The 21,738-nt window shown below is 56.9% G+C and carries 18 protein-coding genes and 1 tRNA gene; 7 read left to right on the top strand and 12 right to left on the bottom strand.

Annotated elements, in window-relative coordinates:
• Window positions 1-17 precede the first annotated feature (17 nt).
• Window positions 18-290, top strand: coding sequence for a hypothetical protein (locus ACZ5D1_RS06015; protein ID WP_011368334.1), 273 nt, complete (start codon window positions 18-20; stop codon window positions 288-290).
• A gap of 97 nt (window positions 291-387) precedes the next feature.
• On the opposite strand, the gene ACZ5D1_RS06010 is transcribed toward ACZ5D1_RS06015, so the two are convergent.
• A complete protein-coding gene (locus ACZ5D1_RS06010) occupies window positions 388-903 on the bottom strand; it encodes an HAD family hydrolase (protein ID WP_011368335.1) in 516 nt (171 codons plus the stop codon).
• A gap of 330 nt (window positions 904-1,233) precedes the next feature.
• Here ACZ5D1_RS06010 and ACZ5D1_RS06005 point away from each other — a divergent pair, with 330 nt between their 5' ends.
• A complete protein-coding gene (locus ACZ5D1_RS06005) occupies window positions 1,234-1,389 on the top strand; it encodes a hypothetical protein (RefSeq protein ID WP_464556230.1) in 156 nt (51 codons plus the stop codon).
• 104 nt (window positions 1,390-1,493) lie between these two features.
• Here the strand turns inward: ACZ5D1_RS06005 and groL are convergent, their stop codons facing one another.
• From groL to ACZ5D1_RS05985, 4 genes are all read right to left on the bottom strand, one after another.
• Entirely contained in the window at window positions 1,494-3,140 is a 1,647-nt protein-coding gene (gene groL / locus ACZ5D1_RS06000; RefSeq protein WP_011368336.1) for a chaperonin GroEL, read from the bottom strand.
• Between the two features lie 48 nt (window positions 3,141-3,188).
• Window positions 3,189-3,476, bottom strand: a complete 288-nt coding sequence (gene groES / locus ACZ5D1_RS05995; protein WP_011368337.1) for a co-chaperone GroES — start codon at window positions 3,474-3,476, stop codon at window positions 3,189-3,191.
• A 369-nt stretch (window positions 3,477-3,845) separates the two neighbouring features.
• Window positions 3,846-5,171 (bottom strand): Na+/H+ antiporter NhaC family protein, encoded by a 1,326-nt coding sequence (locus ACZ5D1_RS05990; RefSeq protein WP_011368338.1) that lies wholly within the window; start codon window positions 5,169-5,171, stop codon window positions 3,846-3,848.
• A 301-nt stretch (window positions 5,172-5,472) separates the two neighbouring features.
• Entirely contained in the window at window positions 5,473-7,410 is a 1,938-nt protein-coding gene (locus ACZ5D1_RS05985; RefSeq protein ID WP_464556228.1) for an ATP-binding cassette domain-containing protein, read from the bottom strand.
• Window positions 7,411-7,563: 153 nt separating this feature from the next.
• Here ACZ5D1_RS05985 and ACZ5D1_RS05980 point away from each other — a divergent pair, with 153 nt between their 5' ends.
• Window positions 7,564-7,968, top strand: a complete 405-nt coding sequence (locus ACZ5D1_RS05980; RefSeq protein WP_011368340.1) for a hypothetical protein — start codon at window positions 7,564-7,566, stop codon at window positions 7,966-7,968.
• A gap of 104 nt (window positions 7,969-8,072) precedes the next feature.
• Here the strand turns inward: ACZ5D1_RS05980 and ACZ5D1_RS05975 are convergent, their stop codons facing one another.
• Complete coding sequence (locus ACZ5D1_RS05975) at window positions 8,073-8,564, bottom strand: YajQ family cyclic di-GMP-binding protein (RefSeq protein ID WP_011368341.1); 492 nt, start codon at window positions 8,562-8,564, stop codon at window positions 8,073-8,075.
• Window positions 8,565-8,653: 89 nt separating this feature from the next.
• The gene (locus ACZ5D1_RS05970; RefSeq protein ID WP_011368342.1) at window positions 8,654-10,081 is read right to left on the bottom strand and encodes a DEAD/DEAH box helicase; all 1,428 of its coding nucleotides are present in this window, start codon (window positions 10,079-10,081) and stop codon (window positions 8,654-8,656) included.
• 163 nt (window positions 10,082-10,244) lie between these two features.
• On the opposite strand from ACZ5D1_RS05970, the gene ACZ5D1_RS05965 reads away from it, so the two are divergent.
• Window positions 10,245-11,213 (top strand): phosphotransferase, encoded by a 969-nt coding sequence (locus tag ACZ5D1_RS05965; protein WP_455696180.1) that lies wholly within the window; start codon window positions 10,245-10,247, stop codon window positions 11,211-11,213.
• 103 nt (window positions 11,214-11,316) lie between these two features.
• Window positions 11,317-11,958 carry a peptide-methionine (S)-S-oxide reductase MsrA gene (msrA, locus tag ACZ5D1_RS05960; RefSeq protein ID WP_464556227.1) on the top strand — a complete coding sequence of 214 codons (642 nt, stop codon included), beginning with the start codon at window positions 11,317-11,319 and terminating at the stop codon, window positions 11,956-11,958.
• 218 nt (window positions 11,959-12,176) lie between these two features.
• Here the strand turns inward: msrA and ACZ5D1_RS05955 are convergent, their stop codons facing one another.
• The 3 genes from ACZ5D1_RS05955 to ACZ5D1_RS05945 form a co-directional block, all read right to left on the bottom strand.
• Complete coding sequence (locus ACZ5D1_RS05955; protein ID WP_011368346.1) at window positions 12,177-13,496, bottom strand: NYN domain-containing protein; 1,320 nt, start codon at window positions 13,494-13,496, stop codon at window positions 12,177-12,179.
• A 545-nt stretch (window positions 13,497-14,041) separates the two neighbouring features.
• Window positions 14,042-16,822: an excinuclease ABC subunit UvrA gene (uvrA, locus tag ACZ5D1_RS05950; protein WP_464556225.1), complete on the bottom strand. Its 2,781-nt coding sequence runs from the start codon at window positions 16,820-16,822 to the stop codon at window positions 14,042-14,044.
• A 270-nt stretch (window positions 16,823-17,092) separates the two neighbouring features.
• Window positions 17,093-17,779 carry a DUF554 domain-containing protein gene (locus tag ACZ5D1_RS05945; RefSeq protein ID WP_011368348.1) on the bottom strand — a complete coding sequence of 229 codons (687 nt, stop codon included), beginning with the start codon at window positions 17,777-17,779 and terminating at the stop codon, window positions 17,093-17,095.
• A 372-nt stretch (window positions 17,780-18,151) separates the two neighbouring features.
• On the opposite strand from ACZ5D1_RS05945, the gene ACZ5D1_RS05940 reads away from it, so the two are divergent.
• Window positions 18,152-18,238: transfer RNA gene (locus ACZ5D1_RS05940), tRNA-Leu, on the top strand.
• Between the two features lie 153 nt (window positions 18,239-18,391).
• Here ACZ5D1_RS05940 and ACZ5D1_RS05935 read toward each other — a convergent pair.
• Window positions 18,392-19,276: a LysR family transcriptional regulator gene (locus tag ACZ5D1_RS05935; protein WP_464556224.1), complete on the bottom strand. Its 885-nt coding sequence runs from the start codon at window positions 19,274-19,276 to the stop codon at window positions 18,392-18,394.
• Between the two features lie 127 nt (window positions 19,277-19,403).
• Between ACZ5D1_RS05935 and ACZ5D1_RS05930 the strand changes: the two genes are divergently transcribed.
• Window positions 19,404-20,249 (top strand): DUF169 domain-containing protein, encoded by an 846-nt coding sequence (locus tag ACZ5D1_RS05930; RefSeq protein ID WP_464556223.1) that lies wholly within the window; start codon window positions 19,404-19,406, stop codon window positions 20,247-20,249.
• 67 nt (window positions 20,250-20,316) lie between these two features.
• On the opposite strand, the gene ACZ5D1_RS05925 is transcribed toward ACZ5D1_RS05930, so the two are convergent.
• Window positions 20,317-20,826 carry a DUF2179 domain-containing protein gene (locus tag ACZ5D1_RS05925; RefSeq protein ID WP_011368361.1) on the bottom strand — a complete coding sequence of 170 codons (510 nt, stop codon included), beginning with the start codon at window positions 20,824-20,826 and terminating at the stop codon, window positions 20,317-20,319.
• Window positions 20,827-21,738 lie beyond the last annotated feature (912 nt).

The raw sequence follows: 21,738 nt of genomic DNA, 5'->3' as shown, positions 1-21,738 counted from the left end.
ACAGCAGGAGAAAACACATGAAGGATTATCTCGGACAGGCTTCAGGCAGCAACGCGCAGGGTGTTGTATACTTTTTGTACCACGATAACTGCGCCGAACAGATGCCCCGCACATATTCCGACCCTCTGGAACTGCTGGGAGACATGACCCTGCTGCGCCTTTCGGAAGAACAGAAAGCCGCCCTGCGTACCATCCTTCATCGGGAAATTGCAGAAAACGGTGCAGAAGCTGTCTGGCGCTCGCGTGCGTATCGCAAGAACATCATTCATTCTTTCGGCAGAATCGTCTAGCACAAGAGCGCTGTACATACGCCAAAGGCGAAGGGCCGGCAGGAAGGTGCTGCCGGCCCTTGTCCATACTCCCGAAAAACATCCCCGCACAACGGTTTCAGGCGCACTCCGGACTGTCAAAGCCCATATCTGCCAGCAACGCAGGCAGTTCGCGGAAATCGTGCATCGTTCTCACCAGCTCCGCCTCCCTGCGCTCTTCAGTACGCCGGTTAAACCATACTCCGCGTATGCCCAGCTGGTTGGCCCCCCAGATATCCGCCATATAGTCATCGCCCACCATCACCACGCAGCCGGCATCCAGCTTCAGGTCGCGCAGCACATGGCTCCAGAATCCGGCCTGCGGCTTGGGGCGGCCGATAAAGCGATAGGTGTAGATTCTGTCCAGCACCTGCCCCAGTCCCATGGTGTCCAAAGAAGCCCGCACCTCATGTTCTTCCGATTCCGCGGCATTGGAAGCAAGCCCCGTTGTCCAGCACGGTGCCAGACTCATGACCACTTCACGGGCATGCGGTGTGGCAGGCACGCCGGACCACCCTTTCTCCCTGCCCAAATACCACGGCATGCTCTCCATCAGCGTACCGCCCCAGTCAAACAGCAGCGCTCGTTTATGCATTGTCGCCTCCTCGGCTTTCAGTGCCCGCGTCGGGGCATCGCGTCAAGCCTGCGGCAGTCATGATGTCTGCACGGCAGGACACGGCACAGCGGGGCGCTCCGGCATACCATAACGGAAAGCATGGGCGTGAAGATGCGGCGGCAGCCGCCCCCTGCCCTTCAGATAGCCGCATCAGAAGATCACCATCGTCACGTCTGCCCGGAATGCACCGACTGCCCATAATGCCCTGACTGCACTGACGGTTCTGGCTGCCTGAGCGAAACAGGACAGAAGCCCCGCCCCGGCACGCCCCTGAAAATCCGCACAGGGTCGATACCCGCGTGGCACCCCATGAGTACACCCACGAGTACACCCCACGATTACCCCCCCACGATTACCCCCATGATCTGGCCGCTGCATTGCAGCATACGGGCAGTGCACACCGGCACTGACTTTCAGGTGGTGGCGGGCATGCCGCGGTACGCGGACAGACAGGACGACAGGTAAGAACGTCGGGCAGCAGAAACAACAAAAGCGCACAGCGAACGCAAAAAAAGGGCCGGAGTAAACTCCGGCCCTGAAGGTTCGGTTGGTGCGACCAGTCGTAGCGACTAGTACATGCCGCCCATACCGCCCATGCCGCCCATGCCGCCCATGGCGGGAGCAGCGGGAGCGTCTTCTTTGGGCTTTTCTGCAATGGCGCACTCGGTGGTGAGCAGCAGAGAAGCAACGGAAGCGGCGTTCTGCAGAGCGATACGGCTTACCTTTTTGGGGTCGATAACGCCGGCGGCGATGAGGTCTTCGAACTCACCGGTGGCAGCGTTAAAGCCGAAAGCGTCTTTGCCTTCCTTCACCTTTTCGCAGATGATGGAGCCTTCGAAACCGGCGTTGGCAGCAATCTGACGCAGGGGCTCTTCGATTGCGCGGCGGATGATGGTGACACCTGCTGCTTCGTCGTCATCAGCGGGCTTCACGTCGTCCAGCACCTTGCAGCAACGGACCAGAGCGGTACCGCCACCGGGGACGATGCCTTCTTCCACTGCAGCGCGGGTAGCGTTCAGAGCGTCTTCCACGCGGTCTTTCTTTTCCTTCATTTCGGTTTCGGTAGCTGCGCCCACATTGATCACGGCAACACCGCCGACGATCTTTGCCAGACGTTCCTGCAGCTTTTCACGATCGTAATCGGAGGAAGTTTCTTCGATCTGAGCGCGGATCATTTTCACGCGGGCCTTGATGGCTTCGCTTTCACCGGCGCCGTCAACGATGGTGGTGTTTTCTTTGTCCACCACGATGCGCTTTGCGTTACCCAGATCGGCAACGGTGGCGTTTTCAAGCTTGATGCCCATTTCTTCGGAGATCACACGGCCGCCGGTAAGGGTGGCGATGTCTTCGAGCATGGCCTTGCGGCGTTCGCCGAAGCCGGGAGCCTTGACGGCCACAACCTGCAGGGTGCCGCGCAGCTTGTTCACAACCAGAGTGGCCAGAGCTTCGCCGTCCACATCTTCAGCGATGATCACGAGCGGACGGTTCATCTTGGCAACCTGCTCAAGCACGGGCAGCATGTCTTTCATGCTGGAAATCTTCTTCTCGTTGATGAGAATCAGAGGCTCGTCCATTTCGCAGACCATCTTTTCAGGATCGGTCACGAAGTAGGGGGACAGGTAGCCGCGGTCGAACTGCATGCCTTCCACGACTTCGAGAGTGGTTTCGAGGCCTTTGGCTTCTTCAACGGTGATAACGCCTTCCTTGCCCACTTTGCTCATGGCTTCGGCAATGATGTTGCCGATGGTGGTGTCGGAGTTGGCGGAAATGGTGCCGACCTGAGCAATTTCCTTCTGGTCGCGGGTGGGCTTTGCAAGGTTGCCCAGTTCCTTCACCAGAGCTTCAACGGCCTTGTCCACGCCACGCTTGATGGCCATGGGGTTACGGCCTGCGGCCACCAGCTTTACGCCTTCTTTGTAGATGGCCTGAGCCAGAATGGTTGCAGTGGTGGTGCCGTCACCGGCGATGTCGGAGGTTTTGGAAGCAACTTCCTTAACCATCTGAGCGCCCATGTTTTCGAACTTGTCTTCCAGCTCGATTTCCTTGGCTACGGAAACACCGTCCTTGGTGATGACGGGTGCGCCGAAGGACTTTTCGATGACAACGTTACGGCCTTTGGGGCCGAGGGTCACCTTGACAGCGTTGGCCAGTTTGTCCACGCCGCGGGCCAGTCTTTCACGGGCCTTGGTATCAAAAACGATTTCTTTGGAAGCCATATTTCTTCTCCTCCTGAAAGGATAGGACTAAGTCAGTGGGAAAGTCAGTTACTGAATGATAGCCAGAATGTCGTCTTCACGCATGACCAGATGGTCAACGCCGTCCAGCTTCACTTCGGTGCCTGCGTACTTGTTGAACAGCACCACGTCGCCGGTCTTCACGGTCATGGCAATTACCTTGCCGTCGTCTGCGGTCTTGCCGGGGCCGACTGCGATCACTTCACCACGGGAAGGCTTTTCCTTCGCGGTGTCGGGAATGTACAGGCCGCCTGCGGTCTTTTCTTCGGACTCAAGGCGCTTAACCAGCACACGATCGTTCAAAGGCTTCAGGTTCATACTCTCCTAACCTCCAGATTATTTAACTCTTTTTGCCCTTTTTTAGCACTCTCTTCACGCGAGTGCCAAAGGAAAGCAGCACATTCACCCACGCACCTGCGGGGGCAGACACGTTAAAAAGCGGCCGGGCAGCCGCGGATGAAGCACCGCATGTTATTCCAATTACCGCAACATGCAGCGGTGCTTAGCTGCAGGGATAATAATCCCCGTTTCCGGTTTGAAAAGGGGTAAATTGCATTTTTTTTGCGGGCACAGCCCCTCAAAGATGTTAACACTCTGTTTTTCAAAATTATTTTTTTATATTTTCCATAAAAAAATGCCACCCCGGGCGGGGGGTGGCACATACACATTCAGGAACAATTCCTGATATTAAGATTTAATCCGGGGCCTGCCCGTCATGATGGCCAGCAGCCCCACAACGGCAAGAATAAAGCAGTAGTAGTTACCGCCGACAACTTCCAGCGGCGATATGCCCGCTATGGAACCGGCAAGCAGCACCTGCGCCGCGTACGGCATGATTCCTTGAAAAACACAGGAGAAAATATCAAGTATGCTTGCGCTGCGGCGGGGGTCTATGCCGTTCTTGTCGGCAATCTCTTTTGCCAGACCGCCGGAAAGAATGATGGCCACGGTGTTGTTTGCCGTGCAGGCATCCGCCACCGAGACAAGCCCCGCAATGCTCAACTCGCCGGTACGGGCCTGATTGTCGCTACGCGAGCGTGCAGTAAGCGCATCTATACGGCCCAGCAGCCACTTGATACCGCCCTGCACTCTGATCAGTTCGCCCAGACCGCCGATCAGCATGGAAAGAACCATGATTTCCTGCATTCCCTTGAAGCCGTTAAAAATGTCCTGCGAAAATCCTATCAGCGAATATTCCGGCATTGTCAGCAGCCCCACAGCGCCCGTAAACACGATGCCGCACGCCAGCACCACAAAGACGTTTACCCCGGCCACGGCCATGCCCAGAATAACCATATAGGGAAGCGCTTTGATAACGCTGTAATCACCGGAAACAGTCACCGCGCCGTCGGCACCCAGCAGGGCGAATCCGGCCACTGCCAGCACGGCCGCGGGCAGGGCTATGTACAGGTTTACACGGAATTTATCTTTCATCTCGCAGCCCTGCGTACGCGTGGCGGCGATGGTGGTATCAGAAATCATGGAAAGGTTGTCGCCGAACATGGCGCCGCCCAGCACAGCGCCCATAAGCAGCGGCAGGCCGATGGTTGTCTGTTCGCCCACGCCCACGGCAATAGGGGCAATGGCGGCTATGGTGCCCATGGATGTGCCCATGGCAGTGGAGACAAAAGCCCCGATAAGAAACAGGCCGGGCAGCACAAAGGCCGGCGGCACAAGATCAAGCCCGAGATTGACCGTGGAACTGACGCCGCCGATGGCCGTAGCCACCGAAGCAAAGGCACCGGCAAGCAGATAGATGAGGCACATGGTGATGATGTTGCCGTCACCCACGCCGCTGATGAAAACCCCGAGCTGCTTGTCCAGACGCTGGCCGCCGCGCAGTTTGCCCAGCAGCAGGCTGAAGGCGATGGCAGGCAGTATGGCTACGGCGGCGGACAGCTGGTAAAAAGCCATTTTCGTGCCGTTGGCCGTCAGCACGGCACCGGTGCCGATAAACAGCGCAAGAAAAAACACAAGCGGCAGCAGGGCCGAAAAAGACGGTTTACTGTTCAAGGTGGTATCCTCCCCCGTTCAGGAATGGCAACGCGGCAGCCCCTTCACTGCTGCTCGCCGGTCGGCGCAACCGGAGCGCTGGCACGATGATGACACACGCCGTGAATCACTATATCAAACTAAGTTGATAAACTGATATATGAGCACTGCCCCCCTGTCAATGAAAAAGCCGCTCCGGAACACCGGAACGGCCACAGGGGATTTTTTGATACAAAAGCAATGGCAATGCGCCATGGCGCATGCGCGCACGGGTGGATGTCAGAACCATGCTCCTGCCCGTGCCGCCCGCGCAGCAGAACCGTTACTGACCGGGCATGCCGCGCAGGTCGGCGGCACGCTGTTCCGCCTCTTCCCAGCGGGTCAGCAGCTCCATGAGTTCTTCTTCAATGGCGGGCAGCCTTGCGGAAAGCACGGCAAAGCGCTCTGGATTGCCGGTATACAATGCAGGGTCTGACAGTTCGGCTTCCGCGGCCGCCTGCTCTTTTTCCAGCGCTTCCATGCGGAGCGGCAGTTCCTGCAGTTCTTCTTCCAGCTGTTTCAGTTCGCGCTGTTCATTAAACGTCAGCTTGCGCGGTTTTTCCTGCTGCCGCTCCGTTCTGGACTGCCGGGAGGCTGCAGGCTTTTCTTCCTGCACCGGCTGCGGGCGCTGGCGCAGCCAGTCATCGTAGCCGCCCACATATTCATTCACGCACCCGCCGCCCTCGAATGCCAGCGTAGAGGTCACCACATTGTTCAGAAAAGCTCTGTCGTGGCTGACGATGAGCACGGTACCCGAATATTCACCCAGCAGTTCCTCCAGCAGCTCCAGCGTTTCCATGTCCAGATCGTTGGTGGGTTCGTCCATCACCAGCAGGTTGGAAGGACGCGCAAACAACCTGGCCAGCAGCAACCTGTTGCGCTCGCCACCCGAAAGCACTTTTACCGGCAGCATGGTCCGCTCCGGTTCAAAAAGAAATTCTTTCAGATATCCCACCACGTGCTTGCGCACGCCGTTGATCTCCAGGGTGTCGTTACCGCCTGCCACGCTTTCGCGTACGCTGGCCTCATCATCCAGAACATTGCGCAGCTGGTCAAAATAGGCGATTTCCAGTCTGGTGCCGTGCCGGATGCTGCCGCAGTCCGGCTTCAGATCGCCCAGCAGCAGCCGCAGCAGCGTTGTCTTACCCGCTCCGTTGGGGCCGATGATGCCCACTTTGTCGCCTCTGGTAACCAGCACCGAGGCATCGCGGATGACCGGCGCCGTGCCTGCCGGAGCGTCGGGCCAGGTGTAGGATATGCCGTCAGCCTCGATAACCAGCTTGCCGCTGCGTTCAGCCTCCTGCATCTGCATGGTCACGGTGCCCTGCCGCTCACGGCGCTTTCTCCGCTCGTCCCGCATGGCCTGCAGCGCGCGTACACGCCCCATGTTTCTGGTACGCCGAGCCTTTATGCCCTGCCGGATCCACACTTCTTCCTGCGCCAGCTTTTTATCAAAGTTGGCCCATTCCTTTTCCTCTATTTCCAGCTGGGCCTGTTTGCGCTCCAGAAAGGTGTCATAATCACAGCTCCAGTCGGCCATGCGGCCCCTGTCCAGCTCGATGATGCGTTTTGCCACCCTGCCCAGAAAGGCCCTGTCGTGTGTCACAAACACAAGCGCTCTGGCCCTGCGCAGCAGAAAATCTTCAAGCCATGCTATGGAACTGATGTCCAGATGGTTTGTGGGTTCGTCCAGCAGCAGCAGGTCCGGATCGCTGACCAGTGCGCGTGCCAGCATGGCACGGCGTTTCATCCCGCCAGAAAGACACGAAAAATCGGCATACGGATCAAGCTGAAGGTGGTTGAGCGCGCTCATGATGTCGCCATGCCGCTCCCAGCCGGAGGCAGCATCCACCGCGGCCTGAGCGGCAGAAACCATGCCGTCGTCGTCCGCGGTTCCGGTCTGGCGCATGGCCCCGTGAAATGCGGCCAGCGCCCTGCCTTCTTCGCCCAGCCCCCCGCATACCACGGAATAGACATCGCCCGTGATATCCTGCGGCACGTCCTGTGCCAGAAAGGCCGTACGCACCCCCTGTCCGCGCACGATCTGCCCCGAGTCAGGCTGCATCACACCGGCAAGCAGCTTGAGAAAGGTGGACTTGCCCTGTCCGTTGCGCCCCATAAGGCAAACCCGTTCGCCCTGCTCTATCTGCACAGTCACCTGATCGAGCAGTTGCGGGCCGTAAAGATTCAATGAAACATCGCGTACGCTGATAAGCGCCATACTATCTCCTTGCGCGGCATGCGCGGGCAGGTTGTAGCGCGTGCGGCCCTCCGGGGCAAGCGCACCTGCATGTGCAGCGTTGCTAACGCTTGCCGCACATGCGGCGAACGATTACGATTACTCCGTGAACCCATCAACCAGAGGAAGGACGCCATGAACACCAGCGATAACGGATCAACGCGCCCGCGGCATCCCGTAGACGCCCTGTCGACTTTTCTTGAAGATACGGCTCGGCAGATACGCCGGCTGGAGCAACAAGCGGAACACGCGCTGCACGAAAAAAACGATCAGCAGGAGTATCGCAGGCTGCTGGCCGAAAAAGCCACAGTGCTCAGCGAACTGCCCGCTCTGGCGGAAGCCCGCGTGGCGGCCCTGCCCGACTCCGTCGCCGGAGCCGTACGGGAACGGCTGGAACGTTTTGCCCAGAGTGCTTCCAACGCGCTGCGCATCGGCTCCATTTTTTACATGTCTGCACTGCTGTATCCGGAACACCACAAGGAAGGCGATAAAAACGATCTTGAACGCTACGCCGACGAAGTACGTGATATCCGCTACTGAAACGGTAGCAGCCAAAAACGGCGCGGCCCCTGCATACACAGCCGGCCGCGCCGTTTATCGCCTTACCTTGCCTCCGCACCGGCGCGGATGCAGCATGTGCAGTGCTATGAACGCATGTTGATAAACTGGAGAGGCACTCCGAAATCGTCATCGCGCAGCAGCTGTATCACATCCTGCAGATCGTCTATTTTTTTACCGGTCACACGCACCTGATCATCCTGAATGGCGGCCTGCACCTTCAGTTTGCTTGCCTTGATTTTCTTTACTATCTTCTGGGCGGTTTCTTTGGAAATACCGTCCTTTACAGCAACACTGCGTTTGACCATGCCCTTTGAGGCTGCCTCAACCTTGCCGAAATCCAGAAACTTGGGATCGACTTTGCGGCGCACACAGTTTGCCAGCAGCATTTCCTGCACGGCACGCATCTTCATGTCATCCGAGGCAAGAATGCTGATGGACGCCCCGCCCTTGTCAAAGCTCAGTTCCGTATTGGACCCGCGGAAATCGTAGCGCGTGTCCACTTCCTTCTTCACGTTGTTGACCACGTTGTCCACTTCCTGCAGGTCAACCTTGCTTACCACGTCAAAAGACGGCATGGCGTTCCTCCCTTATGCTGATGCGCCGCGTTCCTGTCAGGCCGCGGCGTTGTTCTTTTTTTACTGTTGATTGTGCTTCCGGCGCCGGTTCAGGCACCACCGCGTCTTTTGCGGATAATCACCGGCGGCTGGGGTTTCATCACATACTGCCCCGGTTTAGGCTTAAGCGGCGCGGGAGCTTCTCTGGGGACAATACGGAACGCAGGCTTCACCGGCTGCCCGTCCTGATGCATGTCACCCCCGTGCCCCGCATGCGAAGCGACCTTTCTGGCGGCCGCCATCTGTTCGCGCGCTGCATCTTCAAGCAGGCGGCGCACGCGCTGCACACGCTGCGGGCGGGGCTCGCGGCGCAGGCGGGCCGGACGTGCGGCCTCCGTGCGCTGCAACGCGCTGTAGTCAAAGCCTTCCGCGTGCCAACGCGACAACGCACCGCCAAGCACCCGTTCCAGCGTGCGCACCTGCGGTTCATCTTCCTGCGTCACAAAGGTCAGCGCCACTCCGGAATTGCTGGCTCTGCCGGTGCGCCCTGCCCTGTGCACGCAGGCTTCTACCGAGGGCGGAAAATCGTAATTGATCACGTACCCCACCTGCGAGACATCTATACCCCGCGCGGCGATATCCGTGGCCACCATAACGCGGAAAGTCCCCCTGCGAAAACCTTCCAGCGCGGCCCTGCGACGCCCCTGCGAAAGGTTGCCCTGCAGGCAGGTCGCCTCTATGCCCGATTTGACCAGCTGCTGCCACAGGCGGCGTGCACCGTGTCTTGTGCGCACAAAAACCAGCACGGAATCGCGGGCAAAAGCACGCAGAACATATTTGAGCAGCGGAGTTTTAAGATGTTTGGGCACCGGACACAGGCTGTGCCGCACCGTGGGGGCTATGGCGCAGGTGTCAAGCTCTATGCGCACAGGCTGCCGCAGACATTCCTCCGCCAGTTCGCGCAGCGGCGCCGGCATGGTTGCAGAAAACAGCATGGTCTGTTTCCGGACGCGGGTGCAATGCAGAATTTCGCGCACATCGGACAGAAAGCCCATGTCAAACATCATATCGGCTTCATCCAGCACAAGCATGTCCACATGAGACAGATCGGCATGACCTCTGCGTACGTGGTCCAGAAGTCTGCCGGGACAGGCCAGCACAATGTCCACTCCGGTGCGCAGCTGCACGGTCTGAGCGTGCATGCCCACACCGCCGTACACAGTGGCAGAACGCAACCGGCAGAAACGGGCCAGAGTTTTCACTTCTTCATGAATCTGCGCCACCAGCTCGCGCGTAGGGGCCACAACCAGCGCACGCAAGGTGCCGCGGGCACTTTCGCCCTGCAAAAGAAGACGGTGCAGCAGCGGCAGCACAAAGGCCGCGGTCTTCCCTGTTCCCGTTGCCGCCAGTCCCAGTATGTCCTGACCTGCCAGTGCGGGCGGCAAGGCTTTTTCCTGTATCGGCGTAGGGTTGACAAAACCTCTGGCCGACACCGCTTCAATCAGCGCAGGATGCAGGGAAAAACGGGCAAAGCTCACAGCAGCTCCTGTTTTGACATGATCAAGTTCATGAGCGGAAGACCGGCAGCATACCCCGTCGGGCCTCCGGACGCAACGCACCACGTCTGCGGTTCTTTTTTCTGGACACCCGCCGCAACGCAGGGCACTGTGGGCACGCTGGAACCTCCGGCAGGAAAATATCATGAACGACATCCTGAACCAGTGGAATATCACTGCCGCACGCATAGCGGACGAACATGCCATACCGGGCAGTCCGGAACGCTGCATAGAACGCACCGTCATAGAAGACACCCTCGGCAGACTGTGGCTGCTTGAACGTCTGGCAGCCGCGCAGGCACCGCACAGAGAATCCGTGGCCGCACTGCTGCATTCTCTGCATGCGGCTGGAACATGTGCCGTGCACAGTCCGGCTGCGCTGGCGGCAGGCAGAAAAAACGCTCCGTCATTCATAGCCCGCGTCCGCGGTGCCGCATGGCAGCTCAGTCCGTTCATCACCGGCAGTCCTCTGCCCAGACCTGAATACATTGACCACGCATGGCGCGGAGAGGCAGCCGCGGCCTTCATACATGGTCTGCAGACTGCAGGTAAGCAGTCAGAATCCGTCATGGCGGCGCCCACTCCTCCGTTATCCGCCTACATCGATTCGCTGATGCGAACCATGGCCGCCCGCCATCCCCGGTGCCACCGGTCGCTGGCGGAACCTGCCCGGCACGCGGCCGCGGCGGCTGCACGTCCGGTGCGGCCCGCGCTGGCCCACGGCGACCTGCATCCGGTGAACATCATATGGAATACGCGGCCACAGGCAGATGCCCCCTGTGTGCAGGCCATCGCCGGTGTTATAGACTGGGAATTCTGCGGTCTCAAGGACGTGCTGTACGATGTGTCAAACTGTGCCGGCTGCGCTGGTTTCGAGCACCCGAGCGCTCTGGAAAAAGATTTTGTGCTGGCGCTGATGGCCGGTCTGCTGCGCAACAACGTGCTTTCCGCCGAAGAAATAAAAAGCCTGCCTGCCCATATGGTAGCCCTGCGCTTTGCATGGGTAAGCGAATGGCTGCGCCGTAACGACATGGAAATGCTGCACATGGAAACAGAGTACCTGAACATTCTGCTGGATAACGGAGCAAGGCTGGGCAGGCTGTGGGCAGGCTAGCATCTGCCTGTGCAGGCGTGCAAAAAACAACCTCGTGTGGTACATACGGGTACCCTCTGACCACACAAGGCAGAATTTTGCCGCCGCAACCGCAGGAGGACTCATGCTCCGTCATTTCCCGGGAATAATACTGGCTGCCGCACTCATCATCATACCGCTCACGACGCTGTACGCCACAGCAAAACTGCCGCCCGGCAAGCTGCCGGACTCTCCGCCGGAGGGGCTGGCGTATGCCACATTTGCCGGCGGATGCTTCTGGTGCATGGAACCGCCCTTTGACCGGACGCCCGGAGTGATTGAAACAATTTCAGGCTATACCGGCGGCCACACGGAACATCCGAGCTATGAACAGGTTTCCGCAGGCGGCACAGGACACTACGAAGCGCTGCGTGTGGTCTTTGATCCGCGTCAGGTCAGCTATGACACACTGCTGACCATTTTCTGGCGTAACATAGACCCTTATGATGCATCGGGCCAGTTCTGCGACAGAGGCGATCAATACCGGTCCGCCGTTTTCTGGCACGACGACGGGCAGAAAGAAGCAGCCCTGCGTTCCGTGGCGCACGGTCTGCAGGACGGCAGCCTTGACAAAGCCCCCGCCACTGAAATCCTGCCCGCACAGGATTTCTGGCAGGCCGAAGACTACCATCAGGACTACTACCGCAAGAACCCCGTGCGTTATAAGTTCTACCGCTTCAGCTGCGGACGCAACCAACGGCTGGAAGAACTGCACGACAAACGCTGAGCGACAAAAAAAGCAGGCCGGAGAGATATGCCTCCGGCCTGCGTCTGTTACGATGGCAGCTGCGGCGATTCCGCACGCAGCGTGCAAAACGTCGGCAACTGCAGCAGACTGTGTCCTGCGCCGCTCACACCGGACCCGATGGACGCAGCAACGCGGCAGCATTCAGCCGCCGGTCGCCGCTGAAAACCGTAAATACTCCAGTCGTCGCACCGGAACGGCTACTCGTCATAATACTCCGCACGTTCCGCACACGCCGCGTCACGGTCTTCAGCATCTTCATCCGCCCACATATCTCCGGCTGCGCATTTGGGATACAGCCACGACATAAGCAGGTACTCTTCATTACGGTTCAGTTTCCAGTCAGCCAGACTGAGCAGGTCGTATGCATTGCGGATGGCGGACTTGGCCATTTCCTTCACGCTTTCGGGCGAATGTTCGCCGAACCGGTACCCCCCGCGGGCAATGCCCACCAGCAGCCAGTTGACATGTGAGCGTGCCACGGGCAGCCCCTTGCGGACACAACGGTCACGCACATTGCGCGATGTCTGCGTCAGCGAGAAGGCATTTTCCTCCAGTTCATCGGCAATACAGTGCAGCAGGCCCATGAAATGCTCGGGCATCAGTACGGGGTGGTCTGTCTTGCGATGTACCTTTTGCGCAAAATCATAAAGATCCGGATATTTGCTCCTGAACGCGGCGATATTTTCGTCTTCATCCGGCGGTTCGTGTCGCTGCGGGTCGTACAGGTAGCCGGGCACCTGCTGTGAATGCGTGTATTCCGTCAGATTCATGCGTTCAAGAAACGGCATGAATTTACCCAATCCCATCCATTCATGGTCCAGTCCCAGCTCTTTACGCACCAGATAGGCAAGCACCGCCAACGGTACGGGTTTGGGCTGCTTCTGCATATAGTTACGCACCACCTGAGCTCCGCGCCGCACCATCTCATCCACATCAGCCGGGCGCACCACTCTGGCCGGATAGCTTTCCGGCTCGGCATCGCGCAGGGCTTCGCCGATAAACATGTCTTCACGTATGCGCCAGGCACTGGCGGCCGCATACGCCGGCGATGTGAACCCCACCGAGAGCACCAGCGTTTTGCGCGCATGTTCGCGCAAGCGTATAAGCAGCGGGGTAAAATCGGCATCGCCGGACAGAATGATGAACTCATCAAAATAGGTGGGGTGCGACAGAGCATCCAGAGCATCTATGACCAGATGGATGTCCGCGCTGGTCTTACCCTGTTTCGTCAGGGGAGGACAGTCTGTGACGCTGAAGGCATTACGAACAAAATGCGGCCTGAAATCTTGAAATATCTGCGGATTAAGATAACAGCACCGTTTAAGTATGCGCCGCCGCACGCCATCGCCATGCAGCATGCGCAGCGCATGGTGCTCCAGCCAGCGCATCCAGCGCTGCGGGTCGGTGGCAAAAAGATACCCGTACTGGGGGTCCTGTTCTGCAAGGCGGGTGTAAATGTTATCAAAGTCAACAAACAAAGCACTGTAAACTTCTTTAATACTACCAGATGTTTTCATCGACACTCCAGACAAATAAAAAATAAGCAAGCAACATACATAAGCGGGGGCGTATGCTTATATCAAAGCATATACACCGGGCAAGCGTAAAACAGATACATACCATAACAGTGTTCCGCCGTCATGACAAACATATCTGCGATACCGCCTGTATCTGCCGGTGGCACCACTGCCCGCGGCTTATGCTGACTGCCGCTCCGCATTCCCGCAACCGGCAGCCTTGTACAGCAATCATGGCCGCAGTGCATCCGGTGCTGTAAGCAACCGCACGCTGACAACATTACTGCAGTGCAACCCGTTATAAAATGACCGGACACTCTCATACAGAGTTTCCGCCCCCGCCGGACTGCCATATTATATCATATGCAGCCTGCCCTGCAGCACACACTCTGCACGGCAGGCTTTCTTCAGCTGTTTTTTACACACAGCCCGCACGCTGCAATGAAATCCACCCGCGCGTCCCTTTTCTGCAGCACACAAAAAAGCGCCGCAGCGGAATTTCCGCTGCGGCGCCGGATTACGCCGGAACACAGACAGGCGGGCCGCTAGCGCCCTGCCGCCTTGACCGCCACGGCCTCGTGCTTCAAAAAACTTCCTGTAACAGAAGCCGGATCGGCCATGATTTCTTCGGGAGTACCGCTGGAAACAATACGCCCTCCGTATTCACCCCCGCCCGGCCCCAGATCGATGACAGTGTCCGCCGCCATGATGACATCGGTGTTATGCTCGATGACAACCACCGTGGCGCCTCTGTCCACCAGCTGATGCAGCACCCGGATAAGTTTGCCGACCTCGTGCATGTGCAGACCTGTTGTCGGTTCGTCAAGAATATACAGCGTGCCGGGCAGACTGCGTTTGCCCAGTTCCCGCGAAATCTTGATCCGCTGGGCCTCGCCGCCGGACAACGTGGTGGCAGGCTGCCCCAGCCGCAGATATTCAAGCCCCACATCCTCAAGCACGGCAAGCCGTCTTTCAAGCGCAGGGTAATTTTCAAAAAACGCCTTTGCCTGACGCACAGTCATGCCCAGCACATCGGCAATGTTCATACCCTTGTAACGGACTTCAAGCGTTTCATGGTTATAGCGCTTGCCACCGCATACATCGCAGGTCACATAGATATCGGGCAGAAAATGCATCTCCACACGTATCTGCCCGTCGCCGCCGCAGGCTTCGCACCGCCCGCCGCGCACGTTGAAGCTGAACCGCCCCGGTTTGTAACCGCGTTTGCGGGCATCGGGCGTCATGGCAAAAATATTGCGGATTTCATCAAATATCTTTGTGTAGGTGGCGGGGTTGGAGCGTGGAGTACGCCCGATGGGCGTCTGGTCGATGGCCACCAGCCGTTCGATGTTCTCCAGCCCGTCTATGCCCCGTATCTGCCCGGGGCTGTCCACTTTGATGGACTGATGCAGCGCGATATGCTTGTACAGCGAATCAACCACAAGCGAGCTTTTGCCCGATCCGGAAGGACCGGTGACGCAGGTAAGCGCCCCCAGAGGAATTTCACAATCGATATCCTGCAGATTGTTGGTGGTCACCCCGCGCAGGACAATGCTGCCGCTGCCCTGCCGCCGCTTTTCCGGCAGCGGGATGGTCATCTCGCCCCGCAGATAGCGGGCCGTCAGCGAATCCGAATCGCTCAGCAACGACTTCACACTGCCGTTGAACACTATTTCGCCGCCGAGCATTCCCGAACCGGGGCCCAGTTCCACCACCGTGTCGGCTTCCAGAATGGTGGCTTCGTCGTGTTCCACCACAAGTACGGTATTGCCCCTCTGCTGCAGGCTGCGCAGCGTACGGATGAGCCGCTCATTATCCTTGGGGTGCAGGCCGATGGAGGGTTCGTCCAGCACATAGGTAACCCCCACGAGACCGGATCCCAGCTGCGAAGCCAGCCTGATGCGCTGAGCTTCTCCGCCGGACAGCGTGGACATGTTGCGGCCCAGCGAAATATAATCAAGCCCCACATTCTCCATGAACCCGAGGCGGTGAGTCAGTTCCTTGAGCAGCGGCTCGGCAATGACCGCCTGCGATTGTCTGAAATCACGCCCGCGCAGCCATTCAAGCGCACGGGTTATGGACAATGAGCAGAACTGCGAAATATTCAGATCGTCCACTCGGACGGCCAGCGCTTCCGGTTTCAGCCGCGCGCCGTCACATGCCGGACACGGATGCGACTGCCGGTACCGCGAAAGTTCGTCACGCCACTGGCTGCCCAGCTGCATTCCCCTTTCCAGCAGCAGAACCACTCCCGGCCAGCCGGTCTCCTTTTCTCCGTGAAACAATGCATTCCACGCCTTTTCGGAATACTCGCGAAACGGCGTGTCGGCAGCAAACCCCAGTTCTTTGCCCAACGCTTTAAGAGCAGGCTTGTACCGCTCGAATACTTTAGGATTTTTCCACGGCAGCAGGCCACCGGACGCAAGCGACAGGCCCTTGTTGGGGGCGAGAAGATTGGGCTCGAAATAATCGATGCTGCCTATACCGGAACACCGCGGACACGCCCCTTGCGGGCTGTTGAATGAAAAAAGCTGCGGGCTGAGCGGCGGCAGGCTGAGCTTGCAGGTGGGGCACACAGATTCGGTGCTGTGCACCTGTTCTGCCCCGCCGGGAATACTGACGATAAGTCGCCCCTCGCCAAAACGCAGAGCCAGTTCCACAGAATCCGCAAGGCGTCCCCGTATGCCGTCTTTAAGCACCAGCCGGTCCACCACCAGATCAATGGAATGCTTTTTGTTTTTTTCAAGAGCCGGCACCTCGTCCAGCGTCATAACTTCGCCGTTCAGCCGGATACGCACAAAACCTTGTGCTTTCAGCCTTTTAAGCCTGTCTGCATGCGTTCCCTTCTGGTGTTCCACCAAAGGCGCCATGACCATGAACTTGGTGCCCTGCTCCATGGACAGAATATCGGCGATGATCTCGTCCGCGGCACGCGCGGCAATGGGCTTGCCGCACTTGGGGCAATACATCATGCCCAGCCGGGCATAAAAAACACGCAGAAAGTCGTACACCTCGGTCACTGTTCCCACTGTGGAACGCGGGTTACGCGAAGTGGACTGCTGTTCCAGCGATATGGCCGGAGACAACCCCTCGATCTTATCCACATCAGGCTTGTCCATCTGGGGCAGAAACTGACGCGCATAGGCGGAAAGCGATTCCACATAACGCCGCTGCCCTTCGGCATAGACAAGGTCGAACGCAAGGGTGGATTTGCCCGAACCGGACGGACCGCAGACTACGACCAGTTCGTCTCTGGGAATATCCAGCGTCAGGTTTTTCAGGTTGTGCTGACGGGCACCTTCTATATGAATGCAGGGTTTGCTCATGAATTCTCCGTGTGCGCATTAAGCGGCGCCCTGAGAATATTCCGGCGCCGGACGCTTAATGATAATGCCTTACAATAGAAGAGCAAGGGATGAATGTTTTTTATTTGTGTCCGCCATCAAAAGCCCGCACCACAGGGACTCCGGCCTGTCCCGTGCCGGTGCACCGCATCGGACGGCACGCAAAAAACTGTACAGCGCGCAGAAAGACACGGGCGCGCAATACGCGCGCCCGTGAGCATAGCAGAAAGTTCAGCCGCCGCACCAGCGGCGCTACATGAAAAAGTAGGAAAGAACGCCTGCGTAAACCAGCGAAGGCAACAGGTTGGAAAGGGGGATACGCTTGACGTCCAGAAGACCCAGCGCAATGCCCAGAATCATCAGGCCTCCGGTCGCAATAATCTCATTCATCATTGCCGGAGTGAGCATGGGCTGGAGCACACCCGCAAACAGGGTGAGCGCCCCCTGATAAAGAAAAACGGGAACGGCGGAAAATAAAACGCCGGAACCGAAACTGGCCGCCAGCGGTACAGAGGCAAAGCAATCCAGAATGGACTTGGTGTACAGCAGCGTCCGGTCTCCGCGCAGTGCCTCGTCAAACGGCCCCAGTATGGCCATGGAGCCGATGACAAAAAGCAGCGTGGCAGAAACAAACCCGTCAACAAAACGTAAATTGTTTGATTTCAGGCGCTTTTTAAGACGCTCGCCCAGACTGTTCAGTCCCCGTTCAATCTGGAGCAGTTCTCCCGTGATGCCACCCAGAAGAATACTGAACACCAGAATCAGAGGGTTCTGGGTTTTCAGCGCCATCTGCATGCCGATAACCAGCGTCGCCAGCCCCAGACCACAGAAAACAATGTACCGCACCCTCTCGGGCAGACGGTTTCCCAGCAGCATGCCGGCGCAGCTGCCCAGCACTATGGCAATAAGGTTAACCAGCGAACCAGTAGGAAAAACCACGTCGAGCCCCCGCAGTTAAAAAATGGCACATTCAGCCTGCCCGCATGCAGAATCAACGAGTTCTGATAGCGCAAACCATCGGGGAAGTAAACAGGAAATCCCTGCAGCCGCGGCGGACAACCGCAGAAGACCTCTCCACGACAGGCCATGCGGCAAACAAACCGGCCCCGGTCTGATGCCGCACCGTTTCGGTTTTATATCACCTTTTGCACAGCTATAAGACAACAACATGTTATTCTTATCCTTTCCACAGCGCGAGCGGCGTCTCCGGCCCTGAAGCCGAATTACATACAACACGCGTTCCCTGCCTTTTTTACCATCCGGTTATTGACAGCTGCATGCTCTCCATCCTATTAGAACCGTCTCACATTTGCCGGGATGGTGGAATTGGTAGACGCAGCGGACTCAAAATCCGCCGGTGGCAACACCTTGCGAGTTCGAGTCTCGCTCCCGGTACCAGAAATGAAATAAGGCACTTACAGTCAAAAACTGTAGGTGCCTTTTTCTGTTCCACGGAGTAAAACAGCAACATTGCCATTTTGCCCCGCATTTTTATGGAAGGCAGTCACATCAACTGCAGATCCGGCAGACATATCTGCCGGCTGTCAGCGGCTATGGCGCAAACTGCGCCAGTACGTGGTCGACAAACAGACGCACCCGCATGGGGAGCTGTCTTGATCCCATCACCAGATTCACATCATGAACAAACCCGCCGCTCCAGTCGGGAAGCAGGCGTACAAGCCGCCCCGCCTTTTCATCAGGCCGGGCGCGCTCTTTACGCAGCAGGGCCACTCCGTGACCGGCCAGCAGAAAATCGCGGCACATCTCTACAGAGCTGAAACTGTATCGGGGCACAACATCCACAGTCACCTGCCGGCTGCCATTGTGCATGGGCCACCGCCCGCCGAAACGCTGCAGCACAATGCAGGGCATGCGGTGCAGGTCGTCGGGTTCGCTGGGCATCGGATAGCGTTCAAGCAATAAAGGCGAAGCATACAGAAAAGGTTCTATGGTCAGCAGCTTGCGTGTGACCAGAGCAGGCGCAATGGCGTTTCCGGTAACAAAAGCCACATCAAAGGGGGCGGTGCGCATATCCACGGGATGGTCCTGAAACGTCAGCTCAAGACTGATGTCCGGCCATCTGGCTGCAAAATCAAGAAGCACTTTTTTAAGCAGTCCGTCGTAAAGATCAAGAAACATGCATACCCGCACCAGTCCGGAAGGCTTTTGCATATTCAGCACCACAGAATCATACGCCTTCTGCACTTCTTCCAGCACAAAACCGCAGCGGTCCAGCAGGTACGCACCGTTGTCCGTCAATTCGACATTACGCGTATCGCGGTAAAAAAGCAGAACCCCCATACGCTTTTCCAGCAATTTGATACGCCTTGAAAGCGTGGAAACACCTATGCCCAGCGCCTCAGCTGCCTTGGAAAAACTTTTCTGCCGGGCCACTTCCACCAGCAACGGCACGTCGTTCAAAAAGTCCTGCACCATTATGCCCACCATCGGAAAAGAGTTTTCTGCAAGCGTTGTTTATTTTATCCATGAGCATGGTATGAAAGGGCATACTGAAAAGCAATCATCTCCGGAGCCAACTTTCACAATAAAACAAGGAGACGATATGACGATGCAACAGGTACTCGACGGCACAGCCACCTTCATGGAACATCTCGGTCTGAATGAAGAGCCTCTGGGAGTATATTACTCTGATGATAAGCCGGAGAATGCGTTCGGCCCTAAAACGGGTGTTCCCATTTCGCGCGAACTGGAAGAAAGCGGAAAGCTGGATATGCGGGAAGTTATGAAGTCGTTCACCTGTGTCATGGGCAGCATATGGCTGGCCAGAAAAAAGCACGGCGCGGCTTTCATCTCGCAGACAGAGTACGGCTGTCCGGGCGGAGTGTATTACTGCGCCATGCTTCAGCCTCATCTGCGGTTCATTGAGCACTATGTTTCCACGGGGTTTGAAGGCACCCCGCTGCAGGGGGAGCGGTATATGCCCGACCCCGACGCCATGCGCAACTTCATTCTTCGTGTGGCACCACGCAAAGCTCCTGCCCACTACTGCATATTCAAACCGCTGTCACTGTTCAGTGCTCAAGAAAAACCTGAGTTCATCATATTCTTTGCCCGCCCTGAAGTGCTGACCGGCCTGTTCACACAGACTGTTTTCACCACAGGTGATATGGATTGCGTGGCCTCACCTTTCGGCGCAGGCTGCACCAACATACTCGGATGGCCCTTGTACTATAAAGAAAAAGGCATCGAAAAAGCTGTCATCGGCGGATTTGATCCTTCAGCACGAAAATTTATGAAAACAGATGAGCTGACATTCACCGTTCCGCTGAGCTTATACGAAAAGATGCTGGCTGCGCTTCCGGAGTCCATGTTTACCCATGAGACAGACTGGAAAAACGTCCGCAAAAAAGTAGCCCGCAGTGCAAAAGCATGGGGCGAAGAAGAGTAGAACACGGGTCTTGCCCGCAAACGCGCTATATCCGTGCAGGCCTGCACCACAGTGGTGCAGGCCTGCATCAACCGCCCACGGTATAGGTTTTTCTTATATCATCAACCACCATATAACATTCAGGGTCCACATTGCGGGCAATGCGGGCCACTTCACCGGCCTGACGTCTGCGCACCTGCACAAACAGCAGATTTACAACACCATCCCGCCCCTGTCCGTCAAAAACCGTCACGCGAAAACCGGCATCGCGCAGCGTGCAGGCAACCGGCCCACCTTCGCGTGTAAACACGCGCACCACCTGTTCGCCAATCTTAAACACCCCCTCCAGCGTGATGCCTGCATAAGTACCCGACGCAAACCCCAAGGCAAACGCCAGAGATGTCACCGGATCGCTGACCGCACCGATGACGCGTGAAACGGCATACACCCAGATAACGGCTTCGAAAAACGCCACGCTGAACGCCAGCAGACGGCGGCCGCGTATAATCATTACATGTCTGATGGTGCCCAGACATACATCGCACAGACGTGCGATGAAAACAGCCAGCGCAGTCAGCAGACTTGCTGCGGTAATCATATTCACTCCTTCTGCCTGCATTCTCGGCCGCACAAAACCCCGCTGCCTGAAATGCAGCCGGAATGCATAACGCTCTGCAATGTACATAGAAAAACAAAAAGGAAAAAGACGAGAAGTCTTTTCGCGGGCAAAAGACTTAATCTGCATGATATCATCAGGCAACAATCATGGCAACACCGCGCAATGTTTTATCCCGAAACCGGTATAAAACTCTGTGTAGCATTCCTTGAACGTCTGAAACTGTCACCATCGTGAATCACTTTTAAAAACAAAAAAAGCGTGTGTTGATTATTTTTCATGAAAGCTAGCAAAATATTTTTCATATTCTATATCGATATCAAATCAACAGAAACACCATAATGACTACATATCATTTTATCATATGCTGCCAGTCTTTTTGCAAAGCAGAACGTGTCATACAAATGATACAACCAAGACTTTGCGTTAATCATCTGCAATGCATAAGTGCCCGCCATCCATAAAGCACACAGCCATAACCACCGTCATCTCCTTCTCCATGGTACTGTCCTTCAGCCGGGCATCCCCCCCCCCGCACAAACAGCACAAAGTCTGAATCCGGTCCGGCCCGTACAGAACCGCCCCTCTGAGTGCAGCGCATGCCCCGCCATGCGGCACAACCATGCCAGACTCTCATCACCAAACCTGTTCAGCAAGTAATGGCAGTTTGCGCCTCATCTGCCCTGACTGCCCCCTTTTCCATGCCCGAAATAAAAACGTTCCACGACCACAACAGGCAGCACACAACAACAGCAACAAAGCGTCAATACAATGCACTTTGCACAATTCTTACCATACAACACATGTACAACAACCTAAAACCATATCATAACGAATCTAAAAGAACTTATGTATGCAAATGCACACCAAAAACAAAAGCTCCCTCAGTATTAT

It is taken from the genome of Oleidesulfovibrio vietnamensis, from assembly GCF_055388115.1.
Note: the sequence above shows the minus strand (reverse complement) of the source record. Positions and strands in the feature narration are given on the sequence as shown.

Bases quoted from the DNA above. Each gene is read 5' to 3' on its own strand.
- ACZ5D1_RS05930 (WP_464556223.1), top strand. From the start codon at position 19,404: ATGACGATGCAACAGGTACTCGACGGCACAGCCACCTTCATGGAACAT.
- groES (WP_011368337.1), bottom strand. From the start codon at position 3,476: ATGAACCTGAAGCCTTTGAACGATCGTGTGCTGGTTAAGCGCCTTGAG.
- ACZ5D1_RS05980 (WP_011368340.1), top strand. From the start codon at position 7,564: ATGAACACCAGCGATAACGGATCAACGCGCCCGCGGCATCCCGTAGAC.
- ACZ5D1_RS06005 (WP_464556230.1), top strand. From the start codon at position 1,234: ATGAGTACACCCACGAGTACACCCCACGATTACCCCCCCACGATTACC.
- ACZ5D1_RS05935 (WP_464556224.1), bottom strand. From the start codon at position 19,276: ATGGTGCAGGACTTTTTGAACGACGTGCCGTTGCTGGTGGAAGTGGCC.
- ACZ5D1_RS05955 (WP_011368346.1), bottom strand. From the start codon at position 13,496: ATGAAAACATCTGGTAGTATTAAAGAAGTTTACAGTGCTTTGTTTGTT.
- msrA (WP_464556227.1), top strand. From the start codon at position 11,317: ATGCTCCGTCATTTCCCGGGAATAATACTGGCTGCCGCACTCATCATC.
- ACZ5D1_RS05975 (WP_011368341.1), bottom strand. From the start codon at position 8,564: ATGCCGTCTTTTGACGTGGTAAGCAAGGTTGACCTGCAGGAAGTGGAC.
- ACZ5D1_RS05925 (WP_011368361.1), bottom strand. From the start codon at position 20,826: ATGATTACCGCAGCAAGTCTGCTGACTGCGCTGGCTGTTTTCATCGCA.
- ACZ5D1_RS05965 (WP_455696180.1), top strand. From the start codon at position 10,245: ATGAACGACATCCTGAACCAGTGGAATATCACTGCCGCACGCATAGCG.
- uvrA (WP_464556225.1), bottom strand. From the start codon at position 16,822: ATGAGCAAACCCTGCATTCATATAGAAGGTGCCCGTCAGCACAACCTG.
- ACZ5D1_RS06015 (WP_011368334.1), top strand. From the start codon at position 18: ATGAAGGATTATCTCGGACAGGCTTCAGGCAGCAACGCGCAGGGTGTT.
- groL (WP_011368336.1), bottom strand. From the start codon at position 3,140: ATGGCTTCCAAAGAAATCGTTTTTGATACCAAGGCCCGTGAAAGACTG.
- ACZ5D1_RS05985 (WP_464556228.1), bottom strand. From the start codon at position 7,410: ATGGCGCTTATCAGCGTACGCGATGTTTCATTGAATCTTTACGGCCCG.
- ACZ5D1_RS06010 (WP_011368335.1), bottom strand. From the start codon at position 903: ATGCATAAACGAGCGCTGCTGTTTGACTGGGGCGGTACGCTGATGGAG.